This window comes from Haploplasma axanthum (genome assembly GCF_900660745.1).
Taxonomy (GTDB): Bacteria; Bacillota_I; Bacilli_A; order Acholeplasmatales; family Acholeplasmataceae; genus Haploplasma; species Haploplasma axanthum.
In genome coordinates, this window is record NZ_LR215048.1 from 15,645 (window position 1) to 38,926 (window position 23,282).

General features: G+C 27.3%; 19 protein-coding genes. 1 reads left to right on the forward strand and 18 read right to left on the reverse strand.

What is annotated here, in order from left to right; all coding sequences use genetic code 11:
• Nucleotides 1-30: 30 nt before the first annotated feature.
• From EXC62_RS00125 to EXC62_RS00185, 14 genes are all read right to left on the reverse strand, one after another.
• Entirely contained in the window at nt 31-384 is a 354-nt protein-coding gene (locus EXC62_RS00125; RefSeq protein ID WP_026390562.1) for a holo-ACP synthase, read from the reverse strand.
• On the reverse strand, nt 381-1,319 hold the full coding sequence (gene whiA, locus EXC62_RS00130; RefSeq protein WP_162140217.1) for a DNA-binding protein WhiA: 939 nt from the start codon (nt 1,317-1,319) through the stop codon (nt 381-383). The genes EXC62_RS00125 and whiA overlap by 4 nt, the downstream gene beginning before the upstream one ends.
• A gap of 1 nt (nt 1,320) precedes the next feature.
• Complete coding sequence (locus EXC62_RS00135; RefSeq protein WP_197724315.1) at nt 1,321-2,238, reverse strand: NAD(P)/FAD-dependent oxidoreductase; 918 nt, start codon at nt 2,236-2,238, stop codon at nt 1,321-1,323.
• A gap of 17 nt (nt 2,239-2,255) precedes the next feature.
• Nucleotides 2,256-2,891 carry an HAD family hydrolase gene (locus EXC62_RS00140; protein ID WP_026390559.1) on the reverse strand — a complete coding sequence of 212 codons (636 nt, stop codon included), beginning with the start codon at nt 2,889-2,891 and terminating at the stop codon, nt 2,256-2,258.
• Nucleotides 2,891-3,880: a prolipoprotein diacylglyceryl transferase gene (gene lgt / locus EXC62_RS00145; protein ID WP_197724316.1), complete on the reverse strand. Its 990-nt coding sequence runs from the start codon at nt 3,878-3,880 to the stop codon at nt 2,891-2,893. Before lgt ends, EXC62_RS00140 begins: the two co-directional genes overlap by 1 nt.
• A gap of 18 nt (nt 3,881-3,898) precedes the next feature.
• On the reverse strand, nt 3,899-4,348 hold the full coding sequence (locus EXC62_RS08740) for a hypothetical protein (RefSeq protein WP_162140216.1): 450 nt from the start codon (nt 4,346-4,348) through the stop codon (nt 3,899-3,901).
• On the reverse strand, nt 4,341-7,172 hold the full coding sequence (uvrA, locus tag EXC62_RS00150) for an excinuclease ABC subunit UvrA (protein WP_026390557.1): 2,832 nt from the start codon (nt 7,170-7,172) through the stop codon (nt 4,341-4,343). Before uvrA ends, EXC62_RS08740 begins: the two co-directional genes overlap by 8 nt.
• A complete protein-coding gene (ligA, locus tag EXC62_RS00155) occupies nt 7,172-9,148 on the reverse strand; it encodes an NAD-dependent DNA ligase LigA (protein ID WP_026390556.1) in 1,977 nt (658 codons plus the stop codon). The genes uvrA and ligA overlap by 1 nt, the downstream gene beginning before the upstream one ends.
• Nucleotides 9,149-9,216: 68 nt before the next feature.
• The gene (locus EXC62_RS00160) at nt 9,217-9,663 is read right to left on the reverse strand and encodes a GNAT family N-acetyltransferase (RefSeq protein ID WP_026390555.1); all 447 of its coding nucleotides are present in this window, start codon (nt 9,661-9,663) and stop codon (nt 9,217-9,219) included.
• 58 nt (nt 9,664-9,721) lie between these two features.
• Nucleotides 9,722-11,458: an ABC transporter ATP-binding protein gene (locus EXC62_RS00165; RefSeq protein WP_052589907.1), complete on the reverse strand. Its 1,737-nt coding sequence runs from the start codon at nt 11,456-11,458 to the stop codon at nt 9,722-9,724.
• Complete coding sequence (locus tag EXC62_RS00170; protein WP_162140215.1) at nt 11,455-13,164, reverse strand: ABC transporter ATP-binding protein; 1,710 nt, start codon at nt 13,162-13,164, stop codon at nt 11,455-11,457. Before EXC62_RS00170 ends, EXC62_RS00165 begins: the two co-directional genes overlap by 4 nt.
• Nucleotides 13,165-13,179: 15 nt before the next feature.
• A complete protein-coding gene (locus EXC62_RS00175; RefSeq protein ID WP_026390553.1) occupies nt 13,180-14,331 on the reverse strand; it encodes an ATP-dependent helicase in 1,152 nt (383 codons plus the stop codon).
• 23 nt (nt 14,332-14,354) lie between these two features.
• A complete protein-coding gene (locus tag EXC62_RS00180; protein WP_035375739.1) occupies nt 14,355-16,460 on the reverse strand; it encodes an ATP-dependent helicase in 2,106 nt (701 codons plus the stop codon).
• An 11-nt stretch (nt 16,461-16,471) separates the two neighbouring features.
• Nucleotides 16,472-18,103: a glutamine--tRNA ligase/YqeY domain fusion protein gene (locus EXC62_RS00185; protein WP_026390552.1), complete on the reverse strand. Its 1,632-nt coding sequence runs from the start codon at nt 18,101-18,103 to the stop codon at nt 16,472-16,474.
• Between the two features lie 243 nt (nt 18,104-18,346).
• Here EXC62_RS00185 and EXC62_RS00190 point away from each other — a divergent pair, with 243 nt between their 5' ends.
• Entirely contained in the window at nt 18,347-18,898 is a 552-nt protein-coding gene (locus EXC62_RS00190) for an acetate uptake transporter (RefSeq protein WP_026390551.1), read from the forward strand.
• Between the two features lie 79 nt (nt 18,899-18,977).
• Here the strand turns inward: EXC62_RS00190 and EXC62_RS00195 are convergent, their stop codons facing one another.
• From EXC62_RS00195 to EXC62_RS00210, 4 genes are all read right to left on the reverse strand, one after another.
• Nucleotides 18,978-19,352, reverse strand: a complete 375-nt coding sequence (locus EXC62_RS00195; RefSeq protein ID WP_026390550.1) for a hypothetical protein — start codon at nt 19,350-19,352, stop codon at nt 18,978-18,980.
• A 29-nt stretch (nt 19,353-19,381) separates the two neighbouring features.
• Nucleotides 19,382-20,227 (reverse strand): hypothetical protein, encoded by an 846-nt coding sequence (locus tag EXC62_RS00200; RefSeq protein ID WP_026390549.1) that lies wholly within the window; start codon nt 20,225-20,227, stop codon nt 19,382-19,384.
• 1 nt (nt 20,228) lies between these two features.
• On the reverse strand, nt 20,229-21,500 hold the full coding sequence (gene rlmD / locus EXC62_RS00205; RefSeq protein WP_026390548.1) for a 23S rRNA (uracil(1939)-C(5))-methyltransferase RlmD: 1,272 nt from the start codon (nt 21,498-21,500) through the stop codon (nt 20,229-20,231).
• A 233-nt stretch (nt 21,501-21,733) separates the two neighbouring features.
• On the reverse strand, nt 21,734-23,275 hold the full coding sequence (locus EXC62_RS00210; RefSeq protein WP_026390547.1) for a hypothetical protein: 1,542 nt from the start codon (nt 23,273-23,275) through the stop codon (nt 21,734-21,736).
• Nucleotides 23,276-23,282: the final 7 nt, after the last annotated feature.

The window sequence follows — 23,282 nt, forward strand, 5'->3', positions numbered from 1 at the left end:
CAAGTATAAGTGGAATAATCACTTAATATTCTATTTTTCAATTACGATATATGCTAGAGCATATTCATCAGTGTGTGTCATCGTTAAATGAATTATTCCATCAATTCCTTTATAGTTTGTTTCAACGTATGTTGAGCCATCTTTCTCATTTAAAACTGCAAAGTCATGGTAGTCTAAGTTTTTATTATATTTTCTTAGTGCTTTAAAGATTGCTTCTTTCGCAGCATACCTACCAGCAATAAACATTGCTTGTCCTTCAGTTGATGGGATATTATCACATAATTTTTTTTCTTTTTCATTTAAAATTAAATCACGGTAATGATCTAATCCACCTTCAAAAACTTCTTTTAATTGTACTAAATCAATTCCAATTCCAACAATCATTTTTTTCTTCCCTCTCTTATTCCATCTGCAATTTTTTTAATCTTTCCAAATCGATGATTAAGTCCTGATTTACTAATTGTTTCACCATATTCTTTTTCAAATATTTCTGTTAGTTCTCTTAAATTAGCTTCAGGATATTTTTTTCTTAAGTCGATTGCTTGTGTTGTTTTTAAATCTAGCTCTCCCCCGATATAATATTTATTTATTAATTTTATATCATTTAGTTGTTCTTGAGATGCTATAACAGATTTTTTTTCATTAGCAATTTCACAATTCATTATTCGATTAATTGAATTATTAAAGTCCCTTTTAATTCTGCTATCTTCAAATTTAAAAACTGCATTTGTAGCACCTAAAAGTTGAATAAAGTCACTGATTGATTCTGCATCTTTTAAATATGCAATGTAACCATTTCTTCTTTTAGTAATTCTCGCATTTAAATTAAAATCATTCATTAACCATTGAATAAAAATAATTTCTTCTTTTTTATTTGAGAAAATTTCTAAATGATATTCAGCAGTCTTTGGATCATTAATAGAACCTGTAACTAGAAACGCTCCTCTTAAAAATGCTTTTTTCTCTTCTTTTGTATTTGTAATCATTCTTGCATTTTCAATTGGATCTTCTAAATAACCATGTTCTAAAATAATTTTATCAATTTGAGTAGTTAATCGCAAGATAATAAGCGGTTTTTTAGTAAACATTTGTTGATCTTTTTTTAATAAAATCGTTTCAGACTGATAAAGTGTTTTAGTAAGCAACAAAAACCGTTTTGTAACGGTTGGATTTTTCGTAAGAAAATCAATCATTTTTTGACTGTTTTCAATATGAAATTCACATCCCAAATTTAAGAAGGCTGAAAACTCAGCTAACATCTCAGTGTGACTTATCGGGATAGTAATAAGTTCGTTTTTAACGGTTTTTGCAAAAGTCATTTTAATTTAGGGTTTCTAGATATTTTAAAGCATTTTGAACAGCAATTGCTCCATCAGATGTAGCTGTAACAACTTGTCTAATTTGTTTAACATTTGAATCACCAGCACCATAAACACCAGCAACCTTAGTTTCCATTTTTTCATTTGCTTCAATATATCCGAATTTATTTGTAATTCCTAATTTTGATACGAATGTCGTAACCGGAATTAATCCAATATACTCAAATGCACCATCAGCATTAATTACTTCTTTTTCACCTTTAGAATTTGTGATTTCAACACCTAGCATTTCACCACTATTTCCTAAAACAAATTTATTGACTTTCGAACTAAATCTAAAATCAACATTAGCTTTTGAAGTTAATATATCTTGAGCTTTTTTATCAGCTGTTAAATGTGGCATATCTTGAATCACTGTTACTTTCGTTGCAAGTGTTGCTAAATATGATGCTTCTTCAACAGCACTATTTCCACCACCAACAACAATAACTTCTTTATTCTTATACATCGGACCATCACAAATAGCACACCAACTTATTCCACGACTTGCAAGCATATCTTCATTTTCAACACCTAAACGTCTTGGAACTGTTCCTGATGCAATTATAACAACTTTTGTTTCATAAGTAGCATCCGGAGTAACAACTTTTTTAACTTTACCTTCATCTATTACTTCAAGTACTTCTTCGTACTTAATTTCAACACTTAATGATTCTGTATGCTTTAACATATGAGTAGCTAATTCATACCCACTCATTTTTTGATAACCGGTATAATTTTCAATTTCTGCTGTATTGATAATTTGGCCACCTGGTGCATATTTTTCAAATATAGCTACATTCAAATTTGCTCTTTTAGCATATATTCCTGCTGTCATCCCTGCTGGACCAGCACCAATAATTAGAACATCATATAACATTTTATCTACCTCTTCCATTAAAATATTTCTTTTATGTTATTTAAGTTATTAAATACATAATCAGGTTTTTCATTCATTGCTTCTTTTAATCGATATGTAAAACCTACTAAACCAGTTTTCATATAAGCATTTTTACCTGCTTTGATGTCATTTTCATGATCACCAATGTAAATAGCATTTTTTGCTGGCTTGTTTAGTTTTTCTAATGCATATAATAACGGCTCAGGATTTGGTTTGTGAAGAACTGTATCATTAGATGTAACTATAACATCAAACAAATCTTCTAAACCTACATGACTTAAATTCTCATGGACAGTTTCAAAACTTTTTGATGTAACAATTCCAACACAATATCCCTTGCTACGTAAGTATTGTATAACACTTTTAGCATTTTCATAAGCATTAAGCATTTTTAAAGATAATTCATTAGTATAAGTCTTAAATGTATCAACTAATGAATTATAATGCTCTTCATTTTTAGCATGTCTTTCAAAGGCTTTTATTAGTGTAAATCCTAATATTTCTGTTTTTTCATCTTCGGTAATAATATGATTTGGATTATGAACCCTTAGTGCTTCAACATATCCTTCCATAATAATTTCAGGACTATTAATTAGTGTTCCATCCAAATCAAATAAAAACGTATCAATCATTAATTTCTTCCTTTAAAAGAGTTTATATCATAATCTGTTACTTCAACATAATATTTTTCTTCTTTATTAAATACTCTCTTTAAAATTAAGAATAAAACTCCACCACCAACAAATAAAACATATGACAATAAGATATTAACTGGAACTCCTAATATTTCTTTTAATTGGTCAGTTCTGAATGGTTCAACAAGTGCTCCACGACCAAATCCATACCAAATTAAGTATAATCCAATCATATCTCCAACTTTTAAGAATTTCATTCTTCTTATTACAAAAAGAATTGTTAACCCTAATAAATTCCACATACTTTCATAAAGAAATGTTGGTTGATATATGCTTCCAGATCCTACTAAATTGCTTGAATAACTACTAAACTGCATTTGATATTTCACAAAACCTGGTAGTACATTAAATAAAAACTTACTATCAGTAACTCCACCATGTGCTTCTGCATTCATAAAGTTACCCCAACGACCAGTAATTTGTCCCATTAATAAGCCTAAAGCTAAAATATCAGCCAAGACCATAACATTAATTTTCTTATATCTTGAGAAGATTATGATACCGATTGTTGCAACAATAATACCTCCATGGATTGCTAGTCCACCCTCCCAAATAGCAATAACATCAATAAATGATTCAGGTTTCCCTGCTGGATCAAAGAGTACATAATAAAGTCTCGCACCTATAATTGCTAATGGAACAATTATTAATAATCCGTCAAATAAATCATTTGTGTTTAAATCAATTCTTTTAAACTCATAATATGCCATCGTTGCAGCAAGAATTATTCCTGAAATAATAAAGATTGCATACCATTGAATGCTGAAATTTCCAATTTGAATCGCCGTTGGATTAAATGCTCTTTGATTTGCTACTGCACTCTTGTATTGTGGTAAAACAGCAATCATCACCAATAATAATATAATACCTATAAATCCAAAATATATTGATAAGTCTAACTTATTCTTTTTTATCCAATTCTTCATGTTTTTATTCTCCTTTAATCATCGTTTTTTCATTATATAACGTTGATATATAATAATTAACATTGTTCTTAATAGTAAAAAAGAACAAGTGAAAATCAAAATACTTAATATCTTACTACCAGTAAAACTAATTTCTTCTTTAAACAATAAACTAGTTACATAAAAAATCAATATTTGTAATCCAAGAAAAACTGTTGCAAAACTTTTTAAAACTATTAAAATAAAATATCGTAAGATAAATATTTTAGTTAATACTTCTATTAATGTTGAAATTACAATAAATAGAATAAAGCCAACAATTTCAAATTTAATCAATGGATACTTAGAAATTTCAAATAAACCAGTTATTGTTACTGCTGTTATTAGATTTAAGGTTAATACAATTAATAAATGTATACCTAAATTAGGGTGTAAAAAGAATGCAAATTTTGCTCTAAATGAATTATAAAAATCATTTTTATTATTCAAGCTTATCAGCCCCTTTTAAAACTTTTTTTAAATATTTACCTGTATAACTTACTTCACTCTTTGCAATCTCTTCTGGTGTTCCTATAGATACTATATATCCACCCGCTTCTCCACCTTCAAGACCTAAGTCAATAATGTAATCTCCACTCTTAATAACATCTAAATTATGTTCAATGATTACCATCGTTGCACCTTCGTCAACAATTTTATTAAATACTTTAAGCAATTTCTTAACATCATCAGTATGAAGTCCCGTAGTTGGTTCATCTAGTATATAGATTGTCTTATCTGTGATTTTCTTATAGAGTTCGCTTGCTAATTTAACTCTTTGTGCTTCACCACCAGATAATGATGGTGCTGGTTGACCAAGTTTTATATAGTCAAGTCCCACATCAACTAAAACATTTAACTTATGACTAATCTTAGGATGATTTTCAAAAAACTTAGCTGCTTCTAAAACTGACATATCTAGAACATCTGCAATACTTGCTCCACGATATTTAATTTGAAGTGTTTCATGATTGTATCGTTTTCCATGACAAACTTCACATGGAACGAAAACATCTGGTAAGAAGTGCATTGAAATCTTTTTAACCCCATCACCATTACATGCTTCACATCTACCACCACGAAGGTTAAATGAGAATCTTCCTTTTTGATATCCTCTAGCTTTAGCTTCATTTGTATTTGTAAACAAATCTCTAATATCATCAAATACACCAGTATATGTTGCTGGATTACTTCTTGGTGTTCTACCAATTGGTGATTGTGATATCTCAACAACTTTTTCAATCATATTATTATCATCAATTTTATCATGATCACCAGGAACATCTTTATTTTTATAGTACTTTTGTAAAAGACCTTTTAAAAGTATTTCATTTACTAAACTTGATTTACCTGAACCACTTACTCCAGTTACTACAACCACTTCTCCTAACGGAAAATCAACATCAATATTTTTAAGGTTATTAGCTCTTGCTCCTCTAACTTTAATAAAGTTTCCTGTTCCTTTTCTTCTTTGTTCAGGAACTTCAATATTTAGCTCCCCAGTTAAGTATTTACCAGTTAAACTATTTTTATCTTTCATAACTTCTTCTGGTGTTCCAGCTGATACTACATGTCCACCTTCAAGACCAGCTCTAGGTCCTATATCTATTAAGTAATCAGCAGCAAGCATTGTATCATGATCATGTTCAACAACAATTAATGAGTTTCCTAAATCTCGCATTTTCTTTAATGTATCTATTAAACGATCATTATCTTTTTGATGCAATCCGATTGATGGTTCATCAAGAACATACATAACACCTGTTAATTTTGATCCTATTTGAGTAGCAAGTCTAATTCTTTGTGCCTCACCACCAGACAATGTACTTGCAGTTCTTGCAAGTGTTAAATAGTTTAAACCCACATCACTTAAAAATGATAATCGACTTTCAATTTCATTAAATGCTAATTTAGCAATTTGTTTTTCTTCATTGTTTAATTCTAAACTTTTTAAGAAATCAAGCATTTTTTCAATTGATAATAGTGTCATTTCATAAATGTTTTTTCCACCAATTTTAACTGATAATGCACCTTCATTTAATCTTGCACCATGACATTTATAACAAACTGATTCTGTCATAAATGATTCAATCCAGGTTCTAATCCACTCTGATGTTGTCTCTAAATATCTTCGCTCTAAATTAACAATAATTCCTTCATAATAAGCTTTTTTCATATGAAGTCTTCCACTTGAAGATTTCATATTAAACTCTAATTTTTCTTTTGAACCATAAAGAACAATATTTAATTTATCTTTAGGAATGTTTCTAATTTCAGTATCCATATCAATATCGTAATGATTACATAGTGTTTCTAATTCTAAAATATTTAAAGAATCTTCATCATTATTTTTATATGGTAAAATCCCACCATCTCTTAATGATTTATTATAATCAACAACTAAATCTTGAGATATCTTCATATTAATTCCTAATCCTCTACATACCGGACATGCTCCAAGAGGCGTATTAAATGAGAATAAACGTGGTTCTAAATCAGGAATTGTAAAATCAGTATCACAAACGTAATTTTGATTCATTGTTATAAAGTCAGTATCATTTACCCATACTTTTGTTTTTCCGTTTGCAAGTTTAGATGCAAGTTCTAAAGAATCATAGACCCTACTTCTTATACCATCTTTAACTACTAATCTATCGATGATTAAATATAATTGGTGTTTTTCTTTATTTGAAATCTTTGGTCTTTCTTCTAATAAGTAAACTTTACCATCTAAATAAAATCTAGCATATCCACTTCTTTGCCATTCATCAAAAAGTTTGTCATATTCAGCTTTTGTATTTTCAACAATTGGAGCCATGATATAAATTTTACTACCTTCTTCAAGTTCTAAAACTTTTTTAGTCATAGCCTCTATTGAATACTTAACAACTGGTTCATCTGAACCTGGGCAATATGGTCTTCCTATTCTTGCATAAATAAGTCTTAAATAATCATATATTTCTGTAACAGTTCCTACAGTTGATCTTGGATTATTTGAAGTTGTTTTTTGATCAATACTTATTGAAGGACTTAATCCATCAATTGAATCCACATCTGGTTTTTCAAAGTTTCCTAAGAACTGTCTAGCGTATGCATTAAGTGATTCCATATATCGTCTTTGGCCTTCTTGATATAACGTATCAAATGCTAAAGATGTTTTTCCTGAACCTGATACACCAGTCATAACAACAAGTTTATTTTTAGGAATTTCTATACTTATATTTTTTAAATTGTTTTCTCTTGCTCCAACAACCTTAATTACATCTCTCTCCATTATTTTAACCTTTCTACTACTTCATTCTCACTTAAGATAGTTATCTTTAATTCTTTTGCTTTTTCAAGTTTTGAACCTGCATCAGAACCAGCAACTAAGTAATCAGTTTTTTTAGAAACTGAATTTGTTACTTTAGCTCCATGTTTCTCTAATAATTCTTTCATTTCATCTCTACTATAATGTTCTAATGTTCCTGTTAGAACAAATACTTTACCATTAAATTCATGCTCAATAATTTCAAGTTTTTTATATTCGAAATTTAATCCATAATCTTTCAATTCATTTAAAACTATTATGTTACTTTCATTATGGAAATACTCATAAACACTTTTAGCAATTACAGATCCAATCTCATTAATATTTTCCATTTCATCAATTGTTGCTAGGAATAAGTTATTAATACTACCAAAATTATTTAATAAAATTGTCGCTACTTTAGCACCAACATTTTTAATACCTAAAGCAAACAATAATCGATTAGCTTCAATCTTTTTACTTTTTTCAATTCCTTCCAATAACTTATCAACGCTTTTTTTACCAAAGCCTTCAATATTAATTAATTCTTCATAATAATTCTTTAACTTATAAATATCCGTAATACTATTTAAAAAACCTAAATTATTAAAAATCTCAACAACTTTCTCACCAAGACCATCAATATCCATTGCAACTCTACTAGCAAAATGAATAATACTATTCAAGTTTCTAGCTGGGCAATCAAGATTCATGCAATAATAGTCTGCTTCTCCTTGTTTTCTCTCTATCTTAGAATTACAAACAGGACAATTGTCAATCATTTTAAAGGGGATATTATTTGTTCTTTTATCTAAATTAACTCTAACAACTTCCGGAATAATCTCTCCAGCTTTTCTAACAAAAACATAATCATTTTTTCTAATATCTTTATTAATTATATAATCTTCGTTATGAAGTGTTGCTCTTGAAACCATACTTCCAGATATTAAAACTGGTTCAAGTTCAGCTACTGGAGTAATCACTCCAGTTCTCCCAACTTGGAAAGTTATATCTTTTAGCAATGTTTCCTCTTCTTCAGGAGCAAACTTATAAGCAGTTGCCCATTTTGGACTTTTTGCAGTAACTCCTATTTCATCATAATAATTAATTTCATTAACTTTAATAACAACACCATCAGTATCATATGCAAGTGTTTTTCTTATCTTATCATATTCACTAATCTTATTTATTAATTCATCAATGTTTTCATTTACATGAAAATATGGATTAACTTTGAATCCCAATCTTCCTAAGTATTCAAGTACTTGGCTTTGAGTATTAACATATTTTTTAGCATCAACTAATGTATATAAAAAGATATCAAGTCCTCTTTTAGCGACTACTCTTGAATCTAATTGTCTAATTGTTCCAGCAGCAGCATTTCTTGGATTCGCAAATAAAGGTTCGTCATTTTTAATTCGCTCTTCATTTACTTTATGAAAGCTTTTTTGTGGCATAAAGATTTCACCACGAACTTCAATTGTTAATGGTTCACTAAGTTTTAAAGGAAGACTTTTAATTGTTCTTACATTCTCAGTGATATCTTCACCAATAAGTCCATTCCCTCTTGTTGCTGCACTAGTATATACTCCATTAACATACTTTAGACTAACTGCTAATCCATCTATTTTAAGTTCTGTTGTTAAACTAAAACTTTTTATTTCTTTCTTAATTCTTTCATAAAAGTTTCTAACGTCATCACTATTAAAAACATTTGAAAGTGACATCATCGGAACATCGTGAGTTACTTTATTAAAACTATCTAAGATAATTCCCCCAATTTTCCCGGTAGGAGAATCAGTTCTTTTCAACTCCGGATTTTGTTCTTCTAATTCAATTAATTCTTTTAAATACATATCATAATCATAATCAGAAATTGTTGGTTTATCGAGTGTATGATATTCATAATTTGCCTTATTTATAACCTCAATTAATTCATTAATTCTTTTAGATATTTCCATGCTATCACCTTCTTTTATTATAACATAGTTATAATTACTTCGATTTTTTTTCGCATTTATAATATTTTTTATTTGTTGTAAAACATTTCAACATGAGGAATATTATCTTCTAAATATTCATCTGATGTAATCTTAAATCCAAAACTTTCATAAAACTTAATTAAATACTTTTGTGCAGATATTCTAATTTCTGTTTCTCCTAATTGCTTTTCTATAAAATTGATTGCCGTTTCAATCATCATTCTTCCACTTTTGTTTTTTCGATTTGAAGGCTTTGTTAAAACTCTTCCTATTGATACTTCATTATATGAAATTCCTTTAGGAAGAATTCTAAGATATGCAGTAAATTCATTATTTTCATTGATTTGAAATAAATGATATGAATCATAGTCTTTACGATCTAAATCTTGATAATTACAATTTTGTTCAAGAATAAAAACTTCACTTCTAAGTCTTAAAATTTCATATAATTCAATATTTGTTAAGTCGTTAAATTTTTTTATTTTCCATTCCATAATCTGGCTCCTTAATTTACAAAATAGGAGTAAGTTTTAAGCTTACCCCTATTATTTTTTATTCGTCTTTAGCGAATTGACTCATATAAAGTTTTGCATAAAATGCATCTTTATTCATCAATTCTTCATGTGTTCCATATTCAACAATATTACCTTTATCCATAGCAATTATAATATCAGAATCAACAATTGTTTTAAGTCTATGTGCAATAATAAATGTTGTTTTACCCTTCATTACTCTTGCAAATGTTGTTTGAATCTCTTGTTCCATTAAACTATCAATGTTACTAGTTGCTTCATCTAATATTAGAATTGGTGGATCTATTAAGATTGCTCTTGCAATTGTTAATAATTGTTTTTGTCCTACAGATAGATTTGTACTATCACTTAATCGTGTTTTATAACCATCTTTTAAATTCATAATAAAGTCATGACAATTAGCTTTTTTAGCTGCTTCAATCATTTCTTCATCTGTAGCATCTTTTCTACCATATTTTAGATTCGATTCAATTGTTCCATTAAATAACCATGGTTCTTGTAAAACTAATCCAAAACTTAAACGTAGTGCTTTTCGGTTATAATCTCTAATATCTTTACCATCAACAATAATCGCACCATTATTAACATCATAAAATCTCATTAATAGATTAATCATTGTTGATTTACCAGCACCAGTTGGTCCTACTATTGCAACTTTTTGACCTCTCTTAACTTTTAAATTGAAATCTGTAATAAGTTTTTGATTTTTTGTATACGCGAATTCAACATCATTAAAATCAATATTCCCCAAAACTGCACGATCATTAAATTCGAATGGAATCTTTTCAAGTTCTACGTTTAATTCTAATACTTCTGTAATTCGTTTTAACCCTGCTCGACCAGCCATAAAGTTAGCCGTTAAAACGCTAAAATCATTGAATGGTCTAGCAAACATTGCCGAATACATAATCATACTAGTTAATGTTGCTACCTCAACTTTATGTCCGTTAATTGTTAGTAAAATTGACACTAGTCCTAATAATGCATATGAAATATTTGTAAATAAACGATATGTTGGGTTATTAATTGAAGCAGCAAAGTATGCTTTTTCACCAACAACCGTTAATTCATCATTAAGTTTGTCAAATTTTTGTTTGGCATTTTCTTGATAATTATATGCTTGAATAAGTTTCTTTTCATCAAAATATTCTTTTGCTGTTCCTGTTAATTCACCAATAAGTTTTTGTAGAACAACAAATCGCTGATTTCTTTTTGTTTTTGTTGCATTCGAATAAATGAAAATCACTGGAACCATAGCAACAACAACAAGCGTTAGCCATATATTCAAATAAATCATAATCCCTAGTGAGAATAAAATCGTTGTTGCTCCTTGGAAGAAATACATAAAGAAATGTGATAAAGCATCAAATACTAAATCAATATCTTGTGAGAATCTTGCCATTATATCTCCGGTTTGCGTTCTATCTAAATATGATATTGGTGTATGTGTAATTGTATGAAATGCATGATTTCTTAAATTCCTAGTAATAATTGTTGCATAGTTATGTGAACAAACTTGGCTAAACCATAATAACATTGTTCCAAGCAAATATAATATTCCAACTAATATTAAATATTTAATAATATAATTAAAATCAACATTAGAAACTCCTACAGCTTTTTTAACGATAAATCCGATTATTAATGGGTTAACTAGGATAAATAAATTCCCAATAAACGCTGTTATAATATTTAAAAATAACCATTTTTTCGCATTTTTACTATATGCTCTTAAGTTCATAATTAATTCAATCATTTCGCACCTCCAGCAACTTGTGTTTCATAAAGTGCACGATATAAATCATTGTTTTCTATTAATTCTTCGTGTTTTCCTGTTGCAATAATTCTACCACCATCAAGAATAATTATTTTATCTGCATTTGCTAAACTACTTAATCTCTGACTAATAAAAATTGTTGTTTGTTTTAAATCTCTTCTTTGAAGCTCTCTTCTAATTTTAAAGTCTGTCATATAATCTAATGCACTAAACACATCATCTAAAATCAAAATTCCTGAGTCTTTAACTAACGCTCTAGCAAGCGCTAAACGCTGTCTTTGTCCACCTGAGAAGTTAACACCTTGTCTTAAAACTTCTTCATTAATACCATTGTCTCTTTTCAATATAAAGTTTGATTGGGCTTCTTTCAAAGCTTTTTCAACCTTTTCATTTCCATAATCATTAGCCATTTCAATATTCTCTTTTACATCACCTTGAAGTAAAGCAGCCTTTTGTGATGCATAAGCTATACCATCTCTTAAACTAGTTAAGTTATAGTTTTTAACATTTATATCATTAATTAATACTTCCCCTTCTGTAACATCATGGAATCTCATAATTAAATCGATAATCGTTGTTTTACCACTCCCTGTTAATCCAACAACACCAATAGTTTCTCCTGGATTAATTACTAAATTTATATGATTTAGAATATTGTTACTATTATCTCCATATCCAAAACCAACATTTTTGAACTCAATTTTAGCAGGTTTATTATCAAGTATTAAATTATCTTCTTCTTTAATAGAATTTTGTTTGTCTAATAGTTTATTTAATCTAATTCCAGCTGAATATGTTTTTGTATATAAGAGAATTAAGTTCATTACTGAAATGATTGCCAGTGTTAATTGTGTAGTATATGTTATTACTTGAATTAATTGCGACTGATCCATTTGTCCATTATTAATATCTAATGCTCCAGCATAAATCATTGCAATCAATAAAATGTTTAAAGCTAAAGTTGTAAATGGTGATGATAATGATGTTATTTTTCCTAATTTAACCATAATACTAGATAAAACACTATTTTTATCATCAAATCTTGACTCCTCATGCTCAACTTGTGCAAATGCTCTAATCATTCTTGAACCTTCAACGTTATCTTTAACAACTTCTAATAATTTATCATTTTGTGTTTGAAATTTTTGGAATATGCGCATTGAAGCATACATAATAAAAATCAATATTACAATAACAATTGGTAAACCAATAACAAGAATAAGTGCAACTTTAGGACTTACAATAAACAATGATATTATACTTCCCACCATCAATACTGGTGCACGACTTGCAATTCTAATAGTCATTGCTAAACCATTTTGTAAATGAGAAACATCTAGGTTTAATCTGTTGATTAAACTACTTGATGAAAACTCATTAGTATCTTCAATTGATAAATCTTGAACCTTATAAAAAACGGCTTGTCTTAAATTCTTAGCAAAGTCTTGTGAAACTTTTGCAGCTAACTTATGAGCAAAAACTGTCGACATATATCCCAGCGAACAAAATAAAACAATTAGTCCAACCATTAGATATCCATCTTTATAGTTTCCACCTTCTAACCCTTTTTTCATTAAAGCTGCCATAAAAATTGGAAGAAATAGTTCTAAAACTACTTCCACAGTTTTTATTAAAAAACCAGTTATAAATGATTTTCTATATTTAATATAACGTAACAATCTCATTTCTAATCATCCTCTTTATATTTTTAATTCTTTAATAAACTTTGATTTTTTATTACTTGATGTTAAATAAAGTCGTGTTTTTGCTCTTGTAACAGCAACAAACATCAATCTTCTTTCTTCTTCTATTTCTAAATTTTGGTTATTTATAATTGATGGGAAAGTATTCTTATTTAAACCAATCAAAAACACAACATCAAACTCTAATCCTTTAGATTCATGAATTGATAGAACACTAACTTCATGATTATTATAAAAATATTTTTTATATAAAAATCCTTGTTCATGATTTCTAAAAAGAATAGCAAATGTTTGATACTCGACTTTAATACTTAAGTACATATTAATAATAAATCTATATTCTTCAATATCATTATTAAAGCCATAGTACTTAATCATTCCAACTTCCTTTTTTATAACACTTAATTTCTTAGAAATTCTATTAACATTAAAATCAATTAAACTATTTGCTGACTTGACTATTTCGTTTGTAGAGCGATAGTTATTCTTTAATATTATAACACTACTATCATATTTTTTAATAAATTTATTTATTATTGTAAAATCAGCACCACGAAATCCATAAATACTTTGATCTGGATCTCCAACAACAAAAGTTTGTGTATTCTTATTAATTAAACTAATAAAAATTTGATACTGCAAACTATTAGTATCTTGAAACTCATCAATTAATATATAATTATATGTGATTTTTTTATTCTTAATAATTTCTAATGCTTTATACTCTAAATCATTAAAATCTAAAATACTATTTTCATTTTTATATTTTTCATAATCATCATATCTTTTTGGTTTTAAACCTTGTTTCAAATTTATATCATATAAACTAAAAGACAATATCTCCTTACTAGAAAAATTGATATTGTCTTCAACAAATTTAATTGTTTTATCATTTAATAATTGATAACAAAATGAGTCAAATGTTTTTATTAAAACATCATTATTCTTAAGTCTTTCTCTCATTTCAATTGCTGCTTTTTTTGTAAAAGTAATTGCAAGTATTTCACTTGAAATAACATTATCATCCAAGAGTTTCTTTATTCTTTGAATTAATACGGTTGTTTTTCCACTTCCAGCACCTGCAATTACAGCTGTATGTTTACTTTTTGAATTAATTGCTGCTAACTGTTCATCACTATATTTTCTCATACTAAATAATAGTATGGATATATCTATATTTCTTTTTTGATACTTGGATGATTTTTAAGTAACTTCTTAATTCCATATTCAACATTAAAAGCAATCGTTATTATATCATCTTTAACTTCAACAACAACACCTTTACCAAATGAATCATGAACAACAATATCTCCAGATTTAAAATCATCAGAACTTGTATTTTTATTAATTGTTTCTCTTGAATACTTTTTAGGAAGAATCTTTTCTTCATCATTTTTGATTTCTCTTAAAAATACAGAAGGAATATTATTCTTAATTTGTCCATAAACCATTCTTCTTTGAGTATTTGTTACATATAGACGCTCTTTTGCTCTTGTAATTGCAACGTAGAAAATTCTTCTTTCTTCCTCAAGTTCAAAAGGATCCATATATGATCTATCACTTGGAAATAATCCATCTTCTAATGCTACAACAAAAACAACTTTAAATTCTAATCCTTTAACTTGATGAACAGTTGCCAGTTTTACAACATTTAAATCTTGATTATCTTTATCATGATCAGTATATAATGCTAGTTCATCTAATATTTGTTTAATCTTCTCAATGTTATTTCCTTCATAGTTCCAATCGCCTTGTCTAAAAACGTTTTTTAATTCCATAATATTTTCTTTACGTTCTTTAGCCTTATCATCAGTTTCTTCTTTTAAAAACTCATAATAACCACTTCCTACAAATAGAACATCAATAATATTAACAAGTTCTTTTGTTTCTTCAATTTTTTCTTTTAATTCATTTATTATATTTTTAAATTCTTTTAAACTATTTGCTGTCTTAGCTGAAAATTTCACATAGTCAATTGCATCAAACATGGACATATTATTAAAGTTTGCATACTCTTCTAGTTTGTTAATAGTTACATTTCCTATTCCTCTTGTCGGAGTATTAATAATTCTTTTTAAATAAAAATTACTATTTGTATCAACAACTACCTTTAAATATGCGAGAATATCTTTAACTTCTTTTCTTTCATAGAATGAAATTCCTCCATAAATAATATATGGTATTTGCGTTTGCATAAAACTATGTTCAAACAATCTACTTAAATGATTATTACGATATAAAACTGCAATATCTTCATAATTATATTTATGACTTGTCAAATTAATTATTTCATTAGTAACTGTTCTAACTTCATCAAAATCATCACTCGCAAGATGAACTACAATAGGCACACCATCTCCAAAACTACTTACTAAATTCTTGTCTGTTGTTCTACTATTATTATTTTTAATCAGTTTATTAGCTGCTTTTAAAATATTATTTGTTGAGCGATAATTTTCATCTAAAACAATAACTTCAGCACCGAATTCTTTAACAAATAATTGATTATTTTCATATCTAGCACCTCTAAATGCATAAATACTTTGATCTGGATCTCCCACTACAAACGTATTTTCGTTATTAAGAAGTTTAATTATTTCATATTGAACTTTATCGGTATCTTGAAACTCATCAATTAAGATATGTGTAAACAATGTTTGATACTTTGTTCTTACTAAAAGATTTTCTTTAAATAGTTTATTCGTATAAACAATAAGATCATCAAAATCCATTAATTGTTCTTTGATAAGTTCTAACTTATATCTGTCATAAACATCTCTAACTACTTCATCATCAATATTTCTAATAAAAGTTTTTTCATTTGAAATAAAATTTTTAATCATTCTTGGTGGATATTTTTTAGCATCAATATTTTGTTTCTTAATAATATCTCTAATAATTGCTAGGGCATCATCTTCATCAATAACGGTAAAGTCATTTTTATATCCTAAATTCAAATTTACAGCATTTTCTCTTAATACTCTAAGACCAAAAGCGTGAAATGTATAAAGCCATGCTCCCATTTGATTTGGATAGATTAAATCATTAACTCGATGTCTGATTTCTTTTGCTGCTTTATTAGTAAATGTTACACCAAGTATTCTATTTGGATCGACATTCATTTTTTCAATTAAATAAGCTATTCTTGTTGTTAGAGTTTTAGTTTTACCAGTTCCAGCACCTGCTACAACAAAAAGCGGTCCATTTTCGTGGATAACCGCTTTTCTTTGATTATTATTTAATCTACTTATCTCATAATCTAATTTTTTATCATTCATTATATCAATCCTTAATAAGACTTCTTCAATGAAACAATTTCGTTTAAAACTAGTAAGTCTTTTGTTGTTTCTTTATCAACATTAAAGAAACCATGTCTTAATAATTGAAATTTATCATTAATACTACAATTAATAATAGATTTTTCAACAAAACCTTCTTTAATTTCCCATGAATCCTTATTAAATCTTTCAAGTAAGTCTAAATTACTATCAGTATCTAATATCATTGGCTCAAAGTAATTAAATTTCGTTTTTAGAAGGTTTTTACTACTTACAAATTGAATAGTTCCATTTGGTTTTCTAGCATCAAATCCGCTGCCACTCTTAGTTTCAGGATCATATGTTGCAAGAATTTCAATTATATTTCCATCTTTATCAAATCTTGCTTCATTAGCTTTAATAAAATATGCGTGAAATAGTCTTACTTCTATTCCAAGTGCTAGTCTCTTATATTTCTTATTTGGTTTTTCTAAAACAAAATCTTCTCTATCAATATATATTTCTCTTGAGAAAATAACATCTCTTGAACCAAGTTCTTCATTATCACTATTATATGGAACACCAATATGTTCAACTTCATTCTCTGGATAATTAGTTATAGTTACTTTTAATGGGTCAATAACACCCATAACTCTTTTAGCCTTATTTTGTAAGTCATCACGAAGTGCTGCTTCTAACATATCGCTACTTACTGTTGAATTGATTTTTGATAAACCAGTTGATAAAATAAAGTTTTTAATAGCGTCTTTAGTATATCCTCTTCTTCTAAGTCCTGATAAAGTTGGCATTCTTGGATCATCCCAGCCTGTTACAGTTTTACTTTGAACTAATTGTAACAAGTATCTTTTACTCATTACCGTATTTTCAATACCTAGGCGACCAAATTCAATTTGTCTAGGAACAAGTGGCATTTCAGTTTCTTTAACAACCCAATCATATAATGGTCTATGATCTTCAAATTCTAAACTACATAATGAATGAGTAATTCCTTCAATAGCATCTTCTAAAGGATGCGCATAATCATACATTGGATAAATGCACCATTTATCTTTTGTGTTATGATGGTGGGCATATGAAATACGATAAAGAATTGGATCTCTCATATTCATATTAGGGCTTGCCATATCAATTTTAGCTCTTAATACACACTCGCCTTCTTTGAATTCTCCATTACGCATTTTTTCAAATAATTCTAAATTTTCTTCAATACTTCTATTTCTATATGGTGATAATTTCCCTGCAACACCAAGTGATCCACGATCTTCTGCTATTTGCTCAGGAGTTGAATTATCAACATATGCTAATCCTTTTTTAATAAGAATAATTGCTCTATTATACATTTCTTCAAAATAATCTGATGCGAAATAAACATTAGCAGGAGTGTATCCTAACCATTCAATATCTTCTCTAATTGATTTAACATATTTATCTTCTTCTTTTGCTGGATTAGTATCATCATATCTAAGGTTAGTATAACCTCCAAAATGCTTAGCAAGTTCAAAATTTTGAATGATTGCTCTTGCATGTCCTATATGTAAAAATCCATTTGGTTCAGGTGGAAATCTTGTTACTATTTTTTTATGTTTTCCACTTTCTAAGTCTTGCTCCATAATCGTTTTAATAAAATTTGATTGATTTTCCATTTGAAGCACCTCCATATCTTCTTTATTATATGATAAAAGTGCTGATTTAACAATGTTTAAGTACCTAAAACGTATATTTATTCTATTAGAATAAAGAGAAAACGATAAGGAATGTTATGATTATTTATTATTATATAAATATTCGTAAAATCTAACATATTAAGTATCGTTTCATTTACAATATTAGAAAAATACTATATGATAGATATGATATTAATTATTAAAAAATAAGGAGAAAAAAATTTGGAAACAACTAAAAAAATAAACCCTGCACCGCTTGGTTTATTAGGATTCGGATTAACAACAATTTTACTTAATTTACACAATAGTGGAATTATTCCATTATCGATTGTTATTGTAGCAATGGGTATTACCTTTGGGGGAGTTGCTCAGATTATTGCCGGCATTTTAGAATTTAAAACTGGTAATAATTTTGGTGGAACAGCTTTTACAGCATACGGTTTCTTTTGGTTATCATTAGTCTTAATTTGGATTTATAAACCAAATGGTATTGCTTTAGCTGATAAAGAATCAATGGGATTTTATTTACTACTATGGGGATTATTTACAATAGTAATGTTTATTGGAACATTAAAACATAATGTAACTAGTAGAATAGTATTTGGTTCACTTGCGATTTTATTTATTTTACTTTCAATTGGTGATTTTGCACATAGTGAAGTGATTACTAGAATTGCTGGTTATGTAGGTATAATTTGTGGTTTGTCTGCATTCTATAATGCAAGTGCTCAAATCATTAATGCTGAGTTTAATAAAAATATATTACCATTATAAAAAGAAGACCTTTAAATCATTAAATTTGCAACTGCAAATAAATGACAAAGGTCTTTTTTTGTATTAATACGTCTTCAAATTACATCTTAAACCATTTCTCAACAAATTCATCAAACGATTTATTAAATAAAGTTGGTTTAGATCCACTTTCATACTCTGTTGTATATCTACCAATTCTTATTATTTCATTTTCATATCTAAGTTCAATAAAAAAACTTCCTTTAGTTTTAACATTTGTACTTTTACTCTTATATTTTTGATTATTAAGTTCGTTCAAAAAAGTTTCAAAATCATCATTACTAAGTTCTTTCTCGCTATTTTCATTAATAAGAATAATCTTTTCTAATCCTTCACTCTTAAAACTAAATGTCTTCTTTGGTTTATAAAAAAGAACAATTAGTACAATAAAAACTATTAAAACAAGTCCAATCAAAACTTTCATTTTATATTTCATACTATCCCTCCATTAAAAATCTCTAACAATTATATTAATTCATCACCATATTCTAGTTTTTCAATTGATGGTTTCTGAGTTAAACTAAAATTTGCTGAATTTATTTTATATGTATGTAATCCATCCCCTTCAATAATAGTTGGATTAGTAAAGTATAACTCACTTATACCTTTAATTTTTACTCCCAATATACTAACAACACTTAAAAATATTTTTATCTTAGAAAACTTATTTAATTCCTCTTCACTAAAATAACCACTATCTTTATTAAATACTAGATTAATAATTAAGTTATTTCTCTTTGTTTGTTCGTTATAAAGAATGTATCCTTGTGTCTCAGTTCTTCCATATGCAGGAATAAAATTAAACTTTACTCCTTCACGTTCAAATCTAATTTTTTGTAGCTTAATCTTTCCAGCCGTTTTTCCCTCAATAACTTTAAATGGAATTCTAATCGTATAAAAATCAACTTCTTTTTCCATATCTAACGTATCTTGAACCATATGAAATGTTGGTCTATCATCATTATAAAATCTTGGAATATATCGCTCTGATTCATGATATATTAGCATACGATCATTAAACTCAATAATGGAATAATTACTAGATGCAAATTGTAATTCTCTAAATAGTTCTGCTCTTCTATTTGAATCATCATTTATTTTACTAACGGTTTTATTATGTAGATAAACCATTAAGCTAAACATAGTACTAGCAACAAATGCTGCAAAAGAAACAATTAAAACAGCAATTCTTATCCCTATAACATCAAAAGTTGCAGCAAGATAATCTCCAGCTAATAAAGAGACAACAGCAAGCACAAAAACAATTCCAACAATAACAACTAAAACTTTAAAGCTTTTATCTTTTTTCATACTATTCTCCGTTTCTATAATCAAGAATAACTAATGTTTCAAATGAATTTGTCTCAGGAAACATTCTTATTGGATAAACTTCTTTAACTTCATATACACTATTAAAAATTCTTAAATCTCGTGCCAGTGTTCCAAGATCACAAGATAAATATATAATTCTACTGATCTTTTTACTTATTACTTCATTAACAAATGTTTCATACAATCCTGCTCTTGGTGGATCAACAATAATTGTATCTGCACTATAATCTTTAATAACATCTTCAGCATTACCATTAACAATATTAATATTTGAATAAGCATTTTCATTCATTATCTTTTCAGCAAGCTTAACATTACTAATATTATTTTCAATCATTGTTATTTCATAGTTTTTATCTAAAATCTTATAACTTATACTACCAACACCACTATACGCATCGATAACTCTATTACCTTTAATATATTCCTTTATTTTTTTATAAGTAAGATTCATAACTTCCGTATTAATTTGCATAAAACTTTGATCATCAACTATAAGCATATCTTCTCTAATCTCATTAACACCATAAACTAATATTGATTCTTTTCCTAAAATTCTTTCATTAGTTTCCTTTATATTTATAGTTATTCCTTTTACTTTATCAAAAGTTTCTAACAAATCTATCAATTCATTAAGCCCCTTAAATTTTTTATTAGTTGTTATTATAGTTACTAAAATATCATTATTTGAATTACTCTTAAACATTATATTTTTTAGCTTTGAACTATCAATGTTAATTTTTGATTCATTTATTCTATGAACCACTTCATTAACATACATATTAGCAAGAACAAAATTATCAACTCTAACTAAATCTAGACTATTTCTTTTGTATAATCCTAACTCAATCTTTTCTTTATCAAGAACATGATAAATAACTTTATTCCTATAATTAAGCTTTTTATTATCTGTTATCGTATTAAAAACATTTAATTCCTTCTTTAAAGCTCTTTCTAATGTTTTCTTTGTAGTATTCATTTGCCACTCTAATTGTTTATCAAAACTTAAATGGGCTAAATTTAAACTTCCTAAAATATTATAATCACTTACTCTGTCAAGTGATTTCTTATTAACACTTTTTAATTCAGCAAAAGCTACATTCTTTTTTATTTTCTTTACTTCTACAGTTACTTCTTCATTAGTCAATGCTCCTGGAATATAAACATAAAATTCTTTATATTTTGCTACCCCATCAGCCTTGTAATCTAAATCTAGAACCTTAACTTCTATAATATCATTAACTTTCAACATATTATCACCACTTATATTTTATCATAAAAAAGCCTCATAAATATATGTCTCTTATTTAAGATGAAAACACCACTTATTTCATAACTTATAAGATTTAAATTAACGAAAAAACATATCATCATTTAATCTAGAATTAACTATTTTAAGTTATTTATAGATATATTTTAACATAAAAGGGCTTAAAACTATAAAGCCCTTTTGTTAAATAACATATTTAATTATTTATTTATGATTTATATTAAATTATTAATTAAATCTAGAATTTCGTTTTTTTCTTCTTCTGATAAATTATCAATTAAGTCAATCATTTCATCAACTGCAGTACTAATATCACTATTAGTTTGAATTAATCCTAAAATTTCAGTTGCTTTTGCTGCAATTACTGGAGACACCGTATTTCCAATCAAATTATCTAATACATCGCTTAATCCTGAAAAGTCATAATTAAAATGAATTAAATCATTATTGATTGTAATTGTTGTAAATGTGATTCCTTGTTGATCAAATTTAGCAAAGAAATCTTGAAGTAAAAATTTGTTGTTGTCAAATCCCATTTCTTCTGTTGCAAACATTGTTAATAATGCTGATATTTCAGTATTATCAAAATTTATCTCGCCAATGTTTAAATTTTTAATTTCAATTCCTAAATCAGAATCAATTTTTTCTAATCCAACATTAGCAATGATTGTTGTTTTAAAATAATTATTATCTTTACCAATCTTTATTGGGACGTTTAAATATACTTCATTATCTTTAACTTCGATATAGAAAACTCCAATGATTATTTCATAATCTTTATATACTACTTGTTTCGATAAAACCCCATTTTCTAAAGCAAGTGAGTTTGCAAGTGAATAATCAATTACTTTATTTAAATCTAGAGCACTAAATGAAATTGATTCTTCTTGAGAAATCAAACTTTGAAGTGCTTTATTTCTTAAGAAAATTTCTAACTCTATTTCAGAATTTATTTTATCGACTGCACTAATAACAACAGCCGCTTTATCATTCTTAATCTTGTTTAAATCTAGAGTTAGACCAAGTTTATTTGTACCATTATCATCTTTAATACCAAATTCAACTAAGTCATTCTCAAATAAAACATCTAAAAGTAATGTCAATAATTCTTTATTCTCGTTAGCTTGATCAGCAAGCTTATATAAATCAACCTTTAATTCACGTTTTTTAATATCAAATGTTCCAATATCCCCAAGTATATTAGTCACCATTTGATTTAGATCTTGACCTGTAAATGTTTTTAAAATATTGGGTGACATACTAACAAGCCATGCAAGTGGTAAATTACCTACATTAATCTTTTTTAATTTAAGTACTATTTCTGATTTAGTGTTAACTATTTCAAATGATAATGAAACACTTGTTTTATAAGTCATAATTTTCGCATTAATATGAACACCTGATATCACATTAATTGTATTTTCTTTATACTCAATCCATGCTCCTTGAAACTTAATATTTTCATCTTCGTATAAGTATTCTGGATTAGTACTTGCAGTGAATTGTTTTAAGAGTTGTTTTTTTATCTCAATATTAGCAGTATTCTCTGAAATGCCTATATTAAGTGTTTTATCATTATTTGTATCATCTATTAATTCATCTAACTCTTCAATGACAATTGTCTCTAAATCTTTAGATACTGTTATATCAGGAACTTTTACAGATTTATGCATTAAAACTAAAAGTATTGTAACTAATAAAAGAATTATTCCAATTATCCATAATAATATTTTAATAGGTGCTAGAAGTAATTTCATTCTATCC